Below are 14,755 nucleotides of genomic sequence, written 5' to 3' on the forward strand. Positions count from 1 at the left end.
CATTTTCCCCGAGGTTGCCGTCATGTCCGTTCGCTCTACGAAGCCCTCCACTCCTGGTCTGGTCAATCGTTCCACTGTGCAGGACAAGCCTGCCACGGCCCCGGCGCACAACACGGCGGCTCCGCAGCAGAAGTCGGGCCTGCCGGATCACCTCCAGAGCAGCTTCGAGCGCAGCGGCGAGGTCAACCGCAACTGGAACAAGACCTACAGCTTCGACAAGCCGATGAACACCCCGAAGCTGCCCACCACGGGCTTCGGTGGGGCGCTGGCGGGGCTGCTCGGCAAGCTGCCCAAGGTGGAGAAGGACGGCAGCTTCTCCAAGAGCGTGTCGGTGGCCAAGACCGAGGGCAGCTTCGGTAACCCGAACGGCATCGTCTCGGGCAACTACCGGGCGAGCGCGCTCGAGGCCTCGGTGAACGGCAGCGGCTCGGTGTCCTTCGAGGGCGGCGTGGCCCGCGCTCACGGCGAGCTGCACGCCCAGGCGACGCTGATCGACGCGGCGGCCAGCGCCCACGCCAAGCTCGGCCCCGTGACGGCCGACGCCGAGGGCCACGCCTACGTGGGCGCCAAGGCGAACGCGCAGGGTGACCTGACCATCGACCCTGTCCACGGCAAGTACATGCTGGAGGCCGGCGCGGACGCGTTCGCGGGCGCTCGGGCCGGTGTGTCGGGCGACGTGAAGCTGGGCGACTACGGCGGCGTGCACGCCGGCGCGGAGGCCTGGGCGGGCATTGGCGCCACGGCCAAGGCCTCGGTGGGCCTCGAGGGCGGCCACTTCAAGGCGAAGTTCGAGCTGGGCGCGGCGCTCGGCCTCGGCTTCAAGCTGAGCTTCGGCGTCGACATCAACTTCAAGAAGATCGGCGACGCGATCAAGAACGTCGTCACCAAGCCGCTCGAGCTGGTGAAGAACATCGGCAGCAAGGTCGGCAGCTTCTTCAAGGGCGCGGCCTCGAACGTGGGCAACGCCGTGAAGGACGCGGGCCACGCGATCGCCAGCGGCGTCAAGGCCGTGGGCAGCGCGGTGGGCAGCGCCGTGAAGAAGATCTTCAGCGGCTGGTGAGCCAGGCCCGCTCGAGGGGATCCGGCTCGGAGCTTCGCTGTCCGGGTCCCCCTCGGTGCCGGGAGCCAGGTGAGGTGTCGCAGTCGAGTCGGGGCGGGCGCTGACGAGCCGCGGAGCAACGCGGCCTGAGGCCCCCGCCCCGTGTTCGTTACACGTGCCGGGCTCATGAGCGGGTCCAAGAAACAAGGGTCCACTTCCTAGAGCCGTGGACTCTCTGTTATCTGGGACGTATGAGCACTCAACGTTTCGAGGCACTGCTGAAGTCAGGTGATCTGGAGCTGGGGCGCGCGGAGGCCGAGGCGGCGCTCCAGAGCAACCCGAAGGATCGCCGAGCCCTGCTGGCGTTGGCGAAGCTGGCGGTGTTCGATGGGGATGAGCCCAAGGCCGAGGCGCTCCTGGCCAGGGCCGCTGGTGGCACCCCGACGGACGAGGCGGACGCCCAGCTGGTGCGCGCGGCGCTGTTCATGCGCCGGGGAGACCCGAAGGCCGCGGGCGCCATCTACCTGAAGCTGGCGGAGGATCCGCCGCGCGCCGAGGCGCTGTACGGCGTGGGCTTCCTGCTGGCCGAGGCGGAGGAGAACGAGCTGGCGCGCAAGGCGCTGCAGAAGGCCGTGGAGCTCGAGCCGGGGATGGGGGTGTACCACTTCCAGCTGGCGCGGGTGCAGTTCGCGCTGGGGCAGCTCAAGGAGGCCTTCGAGCACCTGCAGACGTCGCTGAAGCTCAACCCGGGGCACATCCCCTCGTACGTGGTGATGGCCATCGCGCTGCAGGCGGGCGGCGAGCTGGATGCGGCCGAGGACATCCTGCGCCAGGGGCTGAACGCGTTCCCGAAGGAGGAGTACCTGCTGCACACGCTGAGCAACGTGCTCGCGGGCAAGGGCGATATCGAGGGCGCGGCGGGGGTGGCCGAGAAGCTGGCGGAGCTGCACCCGAACAACCCGAGCGCCGTGGGCAACCTGGCGCGCTTCCGGATGGCGCAGGGCCGGTTCCGGGACGCGCTCGCGCTGTGCCAGGCGCTGGCCGAGCGCGGGCTGGCCTCGGTGCAGAGCCGCTCGGTGGAGGCGATGATCTACGAGGGGATGACGCCCCCGGATCCCGAGGGCGCGATGGCGGCATGGCGCGCGGCCATGGAGCTGGACCCGGCGGACTGGGGCCCGGCCAACAACCTGGGCAACCTGCTGCTGCGCACGCCGGAGCTGCCGGACTCGGTGAAGCATGCGCGCGAGGTGCTGGAGGAGGCCGTGCGCCGCGCTCCAGAGCGCCCCGAGCCGCGGATCAACCTGGCCGTGGCGTGCATGCGGCTGGGCGACGAGGCGAAGGCGAAGGAGCTGGCGAAGGAGCTGTTGGGCCGCGGGCCCACGCTGGACGCCTCCATCCGCGAGCAGGCGGAGCGGCTGATCAAGCAGCTCGGCTGAGCGCGGAGCCAGAGTTGGAGCCGCGGGCGCGCTCCGTTGAGGGCTTGTCCGCGGGAGTCGTGGTAACCCACGGCTCATGAGCGCGCCCTTCCTCACCGCCATCCACCTCGCGCCCCTGGGAGAGGGGCGCTACCGCAGCCGCTTCGAGGCGCCCTGGTACCAGGGACGAGGCGCTTTCGGAGGCGTGGTGGCGGGCCAGCTGCTGCGCGCCATGGAGCACCTGGTCGCGGATCCGGGGCGCCCGGTGCGCTCGCTCACCGTGCATTTCTGTGCTCCCGCCGCCCAGGGCGAGGCAGAGGTGCGGGGGCGCATCGAGCGCGCGGGGAAGCTCGTCTCGGTGCTGTCGGCGGTGGAGGGCCTCCACCCCGTGGCGAGCGTGGACTTCACCGTGCACTTCTTCCACGCCCTGCCACGCCCGGCGGACCGCCCCGGTGCCCACTACCTGCGCACGGGGTGCTCGCGCTGGGCGGGCGAGGGCTTCACGGAGGATTTCCAGGAGCTGTGGACCGAAGAGGGAGAGCTGCTGGCCCAGTGCCGGCAGTGCATCGCCGTGCTCGGCTGAGCGCTCCCTCCGAGACAAGCTGGCTACGGGGCGCAGTAGGTGGCGCGATCGATCTGCCCCGTCACGGTGACGGTGGCGCCCGAGCGGACCACGAACTCGCTGGCGCCCACGTGCGTGTCGGCGTTGCACCAGTCATACGTGTAGCCCAGCCCCGTCCACGGGTACTGCGTCTTCTGCCAGAAGCCGTAGCTGGTGGAGTACCAGTTGTTGATCCACGCCTTGTGGGCGTCGGTCGCCGTGGCGGGGAAGGTCAGGCCGCACGTGGCGTCGTCGATCTCCGGGTCCGGGCACGGGCGGAACATGTCCGCGGGCTTCACCCACATCTCGACGAAGAAGCGGGCGTTGTCCGCCTCCGTGGCCGGAGGCAGCCCGAGGTACTCGTTGACGCGCGCGACGACCTGATCCGCGGCGACCGTCTTGCACAGCTCCTGCACCTGGGGCGCGGAGGTGACGAACACATCACGCGTCATCAGGAAGTCGCCCGGCTTGTAGCCGGTGAAGGTGGTCCAGACCACCATGCGCACCGCGCTCTTGTCCGCGTTCCAGATCAGCTTCGGGTTGGAGGGGGTGATGGCCACCAGGCCCGTGTAGATGTCGTCCGCGGTGGGCTCGGCGGCGTCGCGGACGGCGGTCGAGTAGGTCTGCGAGTCACAGGTGAGCTCCGCGGGTGGCGTGGGCTCCTGGGTGTCATCACCGCAGGCCGTCAGCGAAAGTAGGGCCGCCATTCCGGCCAGCCAGCGCACACGAAAAAGAATCTGGGCGTTCATGAGTTCGTCTCCTCAAGGGGATGCGGCCTCGCCTTGTGGCTGAGTCGCACTCCGAGTGCAAGAGGGCATAGGGCAAACCGCCATGGCCGAGGCTCCTCGGGAAATCTCCAGGGGGTTCATGCTCTTGCGCAAGAAGGCTCCCAAGCACTGGCTCGCGGTGGCCCTGGGCTCCGCTACGCGCAAGAGGGCTCCGGCGCGGGATAGTCTGAGGGCGGATGAGCGAGAGCCGCGAGCTACGCGAGAAGCTGGAAGAGACCCAGGCGGAGCTCCGCCGAGCCCGGGAGCACCTGGAGAAACTGCGCGTGTATCAGGCGCGGGAACGGGACTCGCTGCAGCAACAATTGGAGGGCGCGCGGCGCGAGGTGGCCGGGCTGCGGGGCCGCCTCGAGGAGCTGGAGGCTGAAGGGGAGGAGCCCGCGCCATCAGCGAGCCTCGTGCCGCCCGAGCCCGCGCCCGTGGTGGAGGAGCGCCCCCATGAGACAGGCACGGCGATTGTGGCGCTCGTTCGGAACCCCACCTCGCTGGAGCAGGCCATGCCAGCGCTGTCGCGGGTGTTGAAGCTCGCGCCCGTGGACGTGCGGTTCCGTCTGGCCCCGATGCCGCCCGCGGTGGTGGCGCGCTTGCCCTTGTCCCAGGCGGAAGAGCTTCGAGTGGCCCTGCGCGCGGAGGGCTTCCTCGCGGTGAGCTGTCCGGTGGAGCGCCGGGAGAAGGCGAGCCCGGTGATGGTGAAGCAGTTCGTGCTCGAGGAGCAGGCCCTGAGCGTGGAGGGGACCCTCGGGGAGAGCCTGCGGGTGCGCTACGCGGAGCTTCGGCTGCTGATGCGGGGGCGCAGCACCGTCGCCCAGTGGGAGACCCAGCCCGAGGTGGTGTCCGTGGGTGGGACGGGACTCTTCCAGATCCCGGTGCACCGCGCGGTCCGTGTCAGGCATGAGCAGTTGGAGCTCTTCCTCTGGGTGCTCGGCAAGGGCGCTCGGCTGGCCTTCACGCAGGTCACCCGTTTCACCGGACTGGGGGAGCAGCGAGCTCCCTCGGTGTTCGAGAACCTCCAGCGGCTGGCGAACGAGCTTCAGCGGCGCGCACCCCATGTCGTGCTGGACGAGCGGTTTCTCCAGATGCCGCGCTTCGTCCTGCCCCAGGTGGACGAGGAGCAGAGCCAGGAGCTGCTGGCTGAGCTGTTGCTCCAGGCCATCGAGGAGGGGCTGTGGTTATGAGCGAGACGCGGGAGCTGAGCGACAAGCTCAAGGAGGTCCAGCAGGAGCTGCGCCAGACGCGGGAGCAGCTCGACAAGCAGCGGACGCAGGGGGCGCGCGAGCAGAAGGCGCTGCGCGAGGCCATCGACGAGACACAGCGAGAGGCCGCCCGGCTGCGCCAGCGTGTCGAGAAGGTGGAGGCTCGCAAGCGGGAGCAGGAGGAGCTCTCGTCACCCCGGCCGGAAATCTCGGTTGGGGCCGCCGGTATGATTGTGGCGCTCGCGCGGCCGCCTCCCTCGCTGGAGGAGGCCGTGCCGGTCCTGTCGAGGCTGCTGCGGATGCCTCCCGCGGCTGTGCGGTTGCGGTTGACGCGGTCTCAGCCCTCCCTCCTGGCGCGGCTGCCGGCGGACGAGGCGGAGCGGCTGGGTGAGCAGCTGACCGCCGAGGGGTTCTCCGTGGTGCTCGGCGAGTACTCGAGGCTGATCCACCGAGGGATCAGGGTCCGGCGCTTCACGCTCGACGAGGAGACCTTGAGCGTGGACGACGGGAAGGGGGAACTCCAGCGGGTGCGCTATCAGGAGCTGCGCTTGTTGGTTCGAGGCCGGCGGAGCAGCACGACGGTCGAGATAGAGATCGTGCGGCAGGCTCGCTCCCGTCCCTCCGAGGACAGGAGCCTGGGCGATGTGCTGAGGACCGAGCACGAGCACCTGGAGAACTTCCTCTGGGTGTACGGCGGCGACACGCGAATGGTCATCACGGAGGAGACGGCCTTCACCGGGCTCGGGGCGCTGAGGGCTGCCTCGAGGGCCGCCACGTGGCAGAGCCTGATCGAGGAGCTTCGCAAGCGCGCGCCTCACATCGTCATCGACGAGCGGTTCCTCCGCACGTCGCGCCTCGAGTTGCCGCAGGTGCCCTCGGAGCGGAGTCAGGATGTGATCGCCGGGCTGGTGGACGCGGCCATCCAGGAAGGGATGTGGCCCTGAAGTCCCGGATTTTCGCGCGCAGTGAAGAACCTTCGCTCGTGGGCGCACTCACTCAGGCGCGCGGGGTGACACTTGCTTATAGAGTAGCTTCATGGCGAAGAGCTCACCGCGCAGCAAGGCCCCGGCGAAGAAGAAGCCCACCCGCACCGCTGCTCCCAAGCAGCGCACGCCTCCCCCCGCGGCGAAGCGGCGCGCGGCGCCCGTGAAGCCCGCTCCGGCCCCCGAGGCTCCCAAGCCGCCGGAGGCCCAGGTCATCGAAGCCGAGCCCATTGAGGCCCGGCCCGCCCAGAAGGCCCTGCCCGCGGGCGAGCCCGTGGACAAGGGCCGCGCGCTGCCCTTCGAGATCGATCCCAAGCGCATGGAGGAGAGCCTCAAGAAGCTCCAGGGCGAGATGGTCCACTGGGCCAACAAGGGCCGCTACACCAAGGTGCGCTTCAAGTTCCGCGGCAAGCAACTCTTGCCAGACCTGCCCCTGGCCGCCGTGGTCGCCGCCGAGGGCCTCACCTTCTACTGGGGCGGAATCCTCCGTGTCCTCATCGCCAACGTGGTGGGCAAGAGCGTGCTCCAGGTGGAGTTCATCAACGACTCCGAGAAGCGCGTGCAGGCGGGCAAGGAGGCGCTGCTGTCCGGTGACGTGGACCAGGCGCTCGCTCTCTTCCGCGAGGCCCTGTCGATGGACCGCGACAACGCCGCCGCCCACCTCAACGTGGGCGTGGCCCTGAAGCTCAAGGGAGACCGCGACGGGGCCCTGGCCGCGTTCGAAAAAGCCAGGGAAATCGACCCTGACGGGCCCACTGGCGCCGAGGCCGAGAGGCTCGCCGCCCCCCTGCGCTCCAAGAGCGTGGCCTAGCCGCTCCCACACCAGCCGAGCGGACCTGCCAACACCCCCTCGTTTCCCCTGTTGACGTAAGAAGATCCGGGGGTTACGAACGCTCCCACGCCGGGCGGATGCCCCCTTCGAGCGGGCCCGCCCCCACCTTCCCAGAGCGTTCAAAGCCCATGGCCGACGACACCACCGACAAGCCGGCAACGCCCCCCGCGCCTCCGCCTTCCAACAGCGGCGCCGGGGAGCTGATCCCCGTCAACATCGAAGACGAGATGCGCCGCTCGTATCTCGACTACTCCATGTCCGTCATCATCGGGCGCGCGCTGCCCGACGTGCGTGACGGCCTCAAGCCCGTGCACCGCCGCATCCTCTTCGCGATGCACGACCTGGGGAACACCCACAACCGTGCGTACAAGAAGAGCGCCCGTGTGGTGGGTGACGTGATTGGTAAGTACCACCCGCATGGCGACACCGCCGTCTATGACGCCATGGTGCGCCTGGCCCAGGAGTGGAGCCTGCGCTACCTGCTGGTGGACGGGCAGGGCAACTTCGGCAGCGTGGACGGCGATTCGCCGGCGGCCATGCGTTACACCGAAGTGCGCATGGACCGCCTCGCCGAGGAGCTGCTGGCGGACATCGACAAGGAGACGGTGCAGTTCGGGCCCAACTACGACGACTCGATGACCGAGCCGCTCGTGATGCCCTCGAAGTTCCCCAACCTGCTGGTCAACGGCAGCAGCGGCATCGCGGTGGGCATGACCACCAACATCCCTCCCCACAACATGGGCGAGGTGATCGACGGGACGCTGCACCTCATCGACAACCCGGACGCCACCGTTCTGGATCTGATGAAGTTCATCCCCGGTCCGGACTTCCCCACCGCCGGCCTCATCACCGGCCGCGAGGGCATCCTGCGCGCCTACACCACGGGCCGCGGGCAGATCACCCTGCGCGGAAAGACGGAGATTGAAGAGAGCAAGAAGGGAGACCGTGAGGCCATCATCATCACGGAGATCCCCTACCAGGTGAACAAGGCGCGGTTGATCGAGAAGGTCGCCGACCTGGTGCGCGAGAAGAAGCTGGAGGGCATCAGCGACATCCGCGACGAGAGCGACCGGCAGGGCATGCGCGTCGTCATCGAGCTCAAGCGCGACGCCATCTCCGGGGTGGTGCTCAACAACCTGTACGCCACCACGCCGCTGGAGACGACGTTCGGCGCGGTGATGCTGGCCATCGACGGCGGGCAGCCGCGCACGCTCACCCTCAAGGAGATGCTGGACCGGTTCATCGCCCACCGCCGGGACGTTGTCACCCGCCGCAGCCGCTATGAGCTGAAGAAGGCGCTGGCCCGCCTGCACATCGTCGAGGGCCTGCTGGTCGCGCAGGACCTGATTGATCTGGTGGTGAGCCTGATCCGCGCCTCGAAGGATCCGGACGAGGCGCGCTGGGGCCTGATGCACATCCTCTCGCCGTCGCTCTACGAGCACGAGCGCTTCCGCAACCTGCAGCGCATCGACTACGCGCAGGCGCTGGCGCAGATGGAGTTGCTGGTCAGCCGCGCCCGGGCCGAGGAGCCCAGCTACGCGGGCCTGGAGCACAAGTACGAGGGCGCGGGCTTCAGCGAGGACCAGGCGCAGAACATCCTCGAGATGCGCCTGCAGCGCCTCACCGGCCTGCAGCGCGAGGAGCTGTTCAAGGAGCTGATCGCCCTGGTGCGAGACATCTCCCGGCTGCGGGACATCCTCGCCAACGAGCGCAGCCTGCTCAGCGTCATCAAGACGGAGCTGCAGGACATCCGCTCGCGCTACAGCGACGAGCGCCGCACGCAGATTACCGGCGAGGTGTCGGAGATCACCAGCGAGGACCTGATCGCCGAGGAGGACATGGTCGTCACCCTGTCCCATACGGGCTACGTGAAGCGCTCGCCGCTGAGCGAGTACCGGGCGCAGAAGCGCGGCGGTAGAGGCAAGACGGGCGCCACGACGAAGGAAGACGATTTCGTCACGGACCTGTTCGTGGCGAGCACCCATGCGTACCTGATGCCCATCACCACCAAGGGCAAGCTGTACTCGCTCAAGGTGCACCAGATTCCGCAGGCCAGCCGCACCTCTCGCGGCAAGGCCATCATCAACCTGGTGCAGTTCGGCGAGGGCGAGAAGCTGGCGCAGGTGCTGGTGACGCGGGACTTCCCGGAGAACCGCTACGTCTTCTTCGTCACCAAGCGCGGCGTGGTGAAGCGCACGGACCTGAGCGCGTTCGCCAACGTGCGCTCCAGCGGCCTCATCGCGCTGGGCATTGACGAGGGGGACGAGCTGGTCGCGGTGAAGATCACCGACGGCACCAAGGACATCCTCCTGTCCACCGCGCAGGGCATGAGCATCCGCTTCACGGAGGACGAGGTCCGCTCCATGGGCCGCCAGGCCTACGGCGTGAAGGGCATCACCCTGGAGGACGGGGACGAGGTGGTGGGCGCGGACGTGGTGGAGAAGGGCACCACCATCCTCACGGTGACGGAGAACGGCTACGGCAAGCGCACCGAGGAGACCGAGTACCGGAGCCAGGGCCGAGGCGGCAAGGGCATCATCGACATCAAGACCACCGAGCGGAATGGCAAGGTGGTGGGTCTGGTGCAGGTGAAGGATGGGGACGAGGTGATGCTCGTCACCAACGGCGGGATGCTCATCCGTATGAAGGCGAAGGAGATCTCCGTCATCGGCCGCAACACGCAGGGCGTGCGGCTGATCGCCCTGGAGAACGGCACCGAGAAGGTGACAGGCATCTCCAAGCTGCCCGAGTCCAACGAGGCCGAGGATGCGGACACCAGCGCCGCGAGCACGGATGAGGCGCAGGTCACCGCGTCGTCCGAGACCGAGCCCTCTTCCACCAGCTCCGAGGACACGGGCTCCGAGGACACGGGCTCCGAGGACGCGGGCTCCGACGAAGGCTCTGATCCGGGTGACGGCTCTCCCGAAGAGGGCTGATCCGGTCGGACCGAGGTGTGGGAATCACCCCAGACTACGGGTGAGCTTGGACCTACACTCCGCCGCCTCGTCGGAAATCGAGGAGCCGAGCGATCTCCCGGGCACGTGCCATGGCCCGGGCACGTGGTGTTCAATACGCCATAGGAGGTCGCTGAAACACTCATGGGAGAGTCCAGCAGTCAGGGGGCGGCCCCGGGCCATCAGCCTCCTGGCGAGTCACTCGGCGTCCAACTCGAGGTCGCCGAGGAGCGGCTGCGCCTCGTCCTCGGCCTCACGGACGGCCTCGTCTTCGAGTTCGACGCCGAGGGGCGCTACATGAGCATCTGGACCCAGTCGGACCATATGCTGGCCATGCCTCGTGAGAAGGTGCTGGGCCGCACGGTCACCGAGGTGCATGGCCCCCAGGGTGGAGCGTTCTTCATGGAGCGCATCCGGGAGACCCTGGAGTCGGGCAAGCCCACGCGCTTCGAGTACAGCCTCGAGGTCGCCGGCAAGCACCGCTGGTTCAGCGCGGAGTCCATGTCGGTGCCGCAGCGGCCCACCGTGGCCTTCTTGATTCGGGACATCACCCCGCAGAAGAACCTGGAGCAGCGGCTGATCCAGGCGGATCGGCTGGCGGCGCTGGGCACGCTGGCGGCGGGCGTGGCGCACGAGGTGAACAACCCCCTGAGCTACGTCTCCTCGAACCTCAACTTCGTCGCGGAGAACGTGGGGACGCTGCGGCGGGCCTTGCGCGGCGCGGACGGCCCGCTGGACGTCGACGTCGCGGATCGCCTGCTGGCCGAGTGCGCGGAGGCGCTCGCGGAGGCGCGAGAGGGCGCTGGCCGCATCCGCCATGTGGTGGGGGACTTGAAGACGTTCGCGCGCGGCCAGGACAGGGAAGAGGGGTTCGCGGACGTGAAGCGGGCGGTCGAGGCGTCCCTCAGCCTGATCATGCTGGAGCTGCGGCACCGGGCCCGGCTCAACAAGCAGCTGGAGGACGTGCCTCCGGTGCGAGGCAATGAGTCCCGGTTGGGGCAGGTGTTCCTCAACCTGCTGATCAACGCGGTCCAGGCCATCGAGGACGGCGCTCCCGACAGGAACGAGGTGGATGTTCACATGCGTCAGGAGGGGTCCTGGGTGGTGGTGGAGATCCAGGACTCCGGCCATGGCATCCCGCCGGATCTGCTCAAGCTCATCTTTGATCCGTTCTTCTCGACAAAGCCGGTGGGAGTGGGCACGGGGCTGGGGCTCTCCATCTGCCATGGCATCGTCACCGGTATGGGCGGAGACATCTCCGTGGAGAGCACCGTGGGCCGAGGCACATGCTTCAAAGTGAAGCTGCCGGTCTCTGATACGGCCTCGGTGGCCCAGGGCTCCGTGCTGGCGGAAGCGTCCTAGCGGGGCTACTTGTTGGGATGACCCTTCTCGCGGACCGTGGAGGCCATCCGGCCCAAGGCCCTGTCGAGCTTGGCTCCCGCTCTTCCGAACCAGCGCTGCTCCACCTGGGCGTAGAGCCGGGGCAGTTGCCGGCGTGCGGTCGCGGCGAGCGAGGCCAGCTCCGAACGAGGGACGCGGCTCCTGGACGCCCGGGCCCGCTCGGGCGCTTCGGCCATCGTCTTCAGCAGCACGTGGAGATCATGCATCTCTCCGAGCGTGTCCTGCAGCTCCTTGAGGTGATCGATGAGCTTGGGCGCGCCACGGAGCTCGCTGAAGGGCTCCAGCAGGTAGCGCACGCGCTTGGCGGCGATGCGAGCCTGGTGGCAGTTCTCCACGTCAGTGGGTCCCTGGATCCGGTCCAGGCGCTTGCGCAGCCTCCGGCCCTGGCGCCTCACCTGCTTCGCGGTGGACTGCCCGAAGGTGCGCCGGTGCGTGTCCTCGGCGCGCTCGAGCTGCTGGCGCAGGCGGCTGGCGAGCGGGGGGAAGTCTTGGGCGAAGCGCTCGCGGATCTCCCGTAGCAGTTGCGTGTGGCGCCGGGTGAGCTGGGCGCGCAGGTGGGCGGCTCCGGAGGTGGCGCGGCGGGCTCGGGAGTGTCCGGCGATCCAGCTCACCTCGACCTCGGCGTCGCGGGCCGGGTTGGTGAGGTGGGCGAGCTCGCGCAGGGCATCGAAGCTCTTGGCGGGCACGGCTTTGGCGAAGAGCTTGCGGTAGGTGGTGAGGTACGTGCGCACGTGGCGCAGGGCGACGCGCAGGTCATGCAGGGCTTCGGCGTCGTCACGGTGAGGCAGCCGCTCGACCCCGGACTCGGCTTGCTCCAGGTGCTGGAGCATGAGCTTTCGCGCGCCCTTGACCGCGGATTTGCGCGCGAGCTTCTTGGCGGCTGATGCCACGGATCCGGACCCCCGCCACACCGCGGAGGCGTGGCCGTTCGTCTCCGAGCGTGGGATCTCCCGCGGGGAACTTCAAGCGTTCGGCGGGGCAGGAGCGCGGGAGCGGAAGGTCCGAAGGTGGGGCCGTCTCATGGGAGACAGTGAAGTGTGAGGCAATGGGATGGCCTGTCGGCGGCTCAGGGAGGGAGCAGGCGTGTAGGATCGGGGTGCAATGAACGTTGCCCCTCGTGCGTAGGAGGAGACATGAACGTGACGGGTCTTCGCGGAATGGGGTCCCGGTTCTTCCGGTACCTGAGAGACGGTCGTGTCCCGCTGTGGAAGAAGCTCATCGGGCTGCTAGCGGTGATCTACTTCCTGTCTCCGGTGGATGCGATTCCCGATTTCATTCCCATCGTGGGGTGGCTGGATGATCTCGGCGTGCTGTCCGCCGCGGCCTTCTGGATGGTGCGGCAGGTGCAGCAGTACAACCCGGAGCCCACGCCGGATGGGGTGCCTCGGGACATGGACGGACGCTCGCGCCTGCCGCCGGTGCGCGACTCGTTCTGACAGGCCGGGGCGCTCCTAACAGTTGTGGCCGAAGCCTGGTGGACGCTGCTCCTGGGAGGTGACTATCTTCCAGGAGCGAGGAGCCTCACATGGTTCAGGTGGAAGCACCCCTGGCGTCAGTAGGGACGCCGCACCGCTTCAGCGTCGACGCTTACCATCGAATGCTGGAGTCCGGCATCCTGGATGAGGACGACCGTGTCGAGTTGCTCGAGGGCGTCATTGTCGAGCTGTCGCCTCGGGGAGTTGCTCACGCACGCATCATCACGCGGTTGACCAAGCTGTTGGTGCTGAGCCTGGGCGATGCGTTTGACGTGCGTCCCCAGGTGCCCCTCACGCTTGACGGGCAGAGCGAGCCCGAGCCGGAGCTCGCTGTCGTGCCGGCCAGCGCGGTGCCCTCAGATGAGCATCCGCATCATGCGCTGCTGGTTGTGGAAGTGGCGAGCGCCTCGCTAGCTCGTGACCGGGATGTGAAAGCGCGCCTCTACGCGCGGGCGTCCATTCCTGAGTACTGGCTGATCGACGCGGACAAAGCATGCATCGAGGTGTATCGGGAGCCTGATGCAGCGCAGGGGCGTTACCGGAGCCGGGAAGTGCGCTCCGGTGGTGAAGTGCTCGAGTGCCGCTCGCTGTCTGGCGTCTCCCTGCCCCTGACTCGGATCTTTGGCTGAGCCTGTTCTGGCTCACGCGGCCTTGCTGACCGCCTCGCGCCACGCCGCGAGGATGTGCTCGATGACCTCGGGCACGCCGAGGTCCTTGTTCACCTGGGTGAAGACGAACGGGCCATCTCCGCGCATCTTGCGTGAGTCCCTGTCCATCACGCCCAGGTCGGCTCCCACGTGGGGCGCCAGGTCCTTCTTGTTGATCACCAGCAGATCCGACTGGGTGATGCCGGGCCCGCCCTTGCGCGGCACCTTGTCACCGCCCGCCACGTCGATGACGTAGATGGTGTAGTCCACGAGCTCCCGGCTGTACTGCGCGGCGAGGTTGTCTCCGCCGCTCTCGACGATGAGCAGCTCCGGCTTCAGGTCGTGCATCAGCCCGTCGAGCGCGTCGAGGTTGTGGCTGATGTCCTCCCGGATGGCCGCGTGCGGGCAGCCGCCCGTCTCCACGGCGCGGATGCGCTCGGGCGCCAGCGCCTTGTTGCGGTGGAGGAACTCGGCGTCCTCCTTCGTGAAGATGTCGTTGGTGACCACTCCCAGCGAGTACTTGTCTCGCAGCGCCCGGCAGAGCGCCAGCACCAGCGCTGTCTTCCCGCTTCCCACCGGGCCGCCGATGCCCACCGTGAAGGAGCGCTGGCGGTAGTCGCGAGGCACCCGAGGCTCACGCTCCCGGAACAGGCCGGGGCCCGACCAGTGCTCGTGGGTGTGCCCGTGGTCATGATCAGGGTCGTGGTCATGGCCATGCGCGTGGTCGTGGTCATGATCGTGTTCGTGGTCGTGCATGGTGATCCTCAGGACTGGAAGAGTCGCGAATAGAGCCGATCGTGGGTGGCGCCGAGCAGATCGATGAGCGGCGCGGGTTGGGACAGTTCGTTCAAGGACAGCGGTCCGCAGCGCTCCAGGATTGCGCTCTGCACTTCGGCCAGCTCGTGCTGGAGCCGCTGCGCCTCGTGCGGCCCGAGCAGCCCCAATCGCACCGCCGCCGAGGCCACTCCGCGCAGCGCCAGATGGAGGAACAGCTCCTGGGTCTGCTCCAGCGGCACGGCGAGGGCTCGGAGCGCGAAGCCGAACATGGGCGCGTAGTGGGCCGCCAGGGTGCGCTCGCGGACCGCGGCATGGAGGCGCTGAAGCTCCGCCTCCGAGAAGATGCGTGCCATGGTGGACACCAGCGTCCGCCCCTGGGTGCGGCTGGTCCGGTTGGCGACGTGGTTGGAGAGGAACGCGTCACACCACGCGTCCAGCTTCGCCGGCTCCGCCTCCGGGCCATATGCGGCGCGGAGGAAGGGCAGGGAGCCATGTCCTGCCTGCCACAGCACGCCCTCGAGGAACGTGCGCAAGGCCTTCGGGTCGGGCACCTCGCCCTGTTGAGCAGCCGCCTCCAGCCCGGCGGAGTGCGAGAAGCCTCCAGTGGGAAAGGCCGAGTCGGCGAGCTGCAGGATGCGCCAGCGGATCGACAT

The 14,755-nt window shown here is 68.5% G+C and carries 14 protein-coding genes; 10 read left to right on the forward strand and 4 right to left on the reverse strand.

The window, feature by feature from the left end; translation table 11 throughout:
- Positions 1 to 76 precede the first annotated feature (76 nt).
- The 3 genes from ACJ8AT_RS10920 (at position 77) to ACJ8AT_RS10930 (ending at position 3,037) form a co-directional block, all read left to right on the forward strand.
- The gene (locus ACJ8AT_RS10920) at positions 77 to 1,060 is read left to right on the forward strand and encodes a hypothetical protein (RefSeq protein ID WP_407737613.1); all 984 of its coding nucleotides are present in this window, start codon (positions 77 to 79) and stop codon (positions 1,058 to 1,060) included.
- Positions 1,061 to 1,290: 230 nt separating this feature from the next.
- Positions 1,291 to 2,475, forward strand: coding sequence for a tetratricopeptide repeat protein (locus ACJ8AT_RS10925; protein ID WP_407737614.1), 1,185 nt, complete (start codon positions 1,291 to 1,293; stop codon positions 2,473 to 2,475).
- A gap of 76 nt (positions 2,476 to 2,551) precedes the next feature.
- The gene (locus ACJ8AT_RS10930) at positions 2,552 to 3,037 is read left to right on the forward strand and encodes an acyl-CoA thioesterase domain-containing protein (protein ID WP_407737615.1); all 486 of its coding nucleotides are present in this window, start codon (positions 2,552 to 2,554) and stop codon (positions 3,035 to 3,037) included.
- A 23-nt stretch (positions 3,038 to 3,060) separates the two neighbouring features.
- Here ACJ8AT_RS10930 and ACJ8AT_RS10935 read toward each other — a convergent pair whose 3' ends face one another.
- Positions 3,061 to 3,804, reverse strand: a complete 744-nt coding sequence (locus ACJ8AT_RS10935) for a hypothetical protein (protein WP_407737616.1) — start codon at positions 3,802 to 3,804, stop codon at positions 3,061 to 3,063.
- Between the two features lie 215 nt (positions 3,805 to 4,019).
- On the opposite strand from ACJ8AT_RS10935, the gene ACJ8AT_RS10940 reads away from it, so the two are divergent.
- From ACJ8AT_RS10940 to ACJ8AT_RS10960, 5 genes are all read left to right on the forward strand, one after another.
- Positions 4,020 to 5,015, forward strand: coding sequence for a hypothetical protein (locus tag ACJ8AT_RS10940; protein WP_407737617.1), 996 nt, complete (start codon positions 4,020 to 4,022; stop codon positions 5,013 to 5,015).
- Positions 5,012 to 5,977 (forward strand): hypothetical protein, encoded by a 966-nt coding sequence (locus ACJ8AT_RS10945; RefSeq protein WP_407737618.1) that lies wholly within the window; start codon positions 5,012 to 5,014, stop codon positions 5,975 to 5,977. The genes ACJ8AT_RS10940 and ACJ8AT_RS10945 overlap by 4 nt, the downstream gene beginning before the upstream one ends.
- Positions 5,978 to 6,068: 91 nt before the next feature.
- A complete protein-coding gene (locus ACJ8AT_RS10950; protein WP_407737619.1) occupies positions 6,069 to 6,827 on the forward strand; it encodes a tetratricopeptide repeat protein in 759 nt (252 codons plus the stop codon).
- A gap of 149 nt (positions 6,828 to 6,976) precedes the next feature.
- Entirely contained in the window at positions 6,977 to 9,784 is a 2,808-nt protein-coding gene (gene gyrA / locus ACJ8AT_RS10955) for a DNA gyrase subunit A (protein ID WP_407737620.1), read from the forward strand.
- A gap of 162 nt (positions 9,785 to 9,946) precedes the next feature.
- Positions 9,947 to 11,164 carry a sensor histidine kinase gene (locus ACJ8AT_RS10960; RefSeq protein WP_407737621.1) on the forward strand — a complete coding sequence of 406 codons (1,218 nt, stop codon included), beginning with the start codon at positions 9,947 to 9,949 and terminating at the stop codon, positions 11,162 to 11,164.
- A gap of 5 nt (positions 11,165 to 11,169) precedes the next feature.
- Here ACJ8AT_RS10960 and ACJ8AT_RS10965 read toward each other — a convergent pair whose 3' ends face one another.
- Positions 11,170 to 12,093 (reverse strand): CHAD domain-containing protein, encoded by a 924-nt coding sequence (locus tag ACJ8AT_RS10965; protein WP_407737622.1) that lies wholly within the window; start codon positions 12,091 to 12,093, stop codon positions 11,170 to 11,172.
- Between the two features lie 243 nt (positions 12,094 to 12,336).
- Between ACJ8AT_RS10965 and ACJ8AT_RS10970 the strand changes: the two genes are divergently transcribed.
- Positions 12,337 to 12,639, forward strand: a complete 303-nt coding sequence (locus tag ACJ8AT_RS10970) for a YkvA family protein (protein ID WP_407737623.1) — start codon at positions 12,337 to 12,339, stop codon at positions 12,637 to 12,639.
- 89 nt (positions 12,640 to 12,728) lie between these two features.
- Positions 12,729 to 13,307, forward strand: a complete 579-nt coding sequence (locus ACJ8AT_RS10975; protein ID WP_407737624.1) for a Uma2 family endonuclease — start codon at positions 12,729 to 12,731, stop codon at positions 13,305 to 13,307.
- A gap of 12 nt (positions 13,308 to 13,319) precedes the next feature.
- On the opposite strand, the gene ureG is transcribed toward ACJ8AT_RS10975, so the two are convergent.
- Both ureG and ACJ8AT_RS10985 read right to left on the reverse strand, forming a co-directional pair.
- Positions 13,320 to 14,081, reverse strand: a complete 762-nt coding sequence (gene ureG / locus ACJ8AT_RS10980) for an urease accessory protein UreG (protein ID WP_407737625.1) — start codon at positions 14,079 to 14,081, stop codon at positions 13,320 to 13,322.
- 8 nt (positions 14,082 to 14,089) lie between these two features.
- Positions 14,090 to 14,755: an urease accessory protein UreF gene (locus ACJ8AT_RS10985; RefSeq protein WP_407737626.1), complete on the reverse strand. Its 666-nt coding sequence runs from the start codon at positions 14,753 to 14,755 to the stop codon at positions 14,090 to 14,092.

The sequence above is a fragment of the Hyalangium sp. genome, assembly GCF_045802625.1.
Taxonomy (GTDB): Bacteria; Myxococcota; Myxococcia; order Myxococcales; family Myxococcaceae; genus Hyalangium.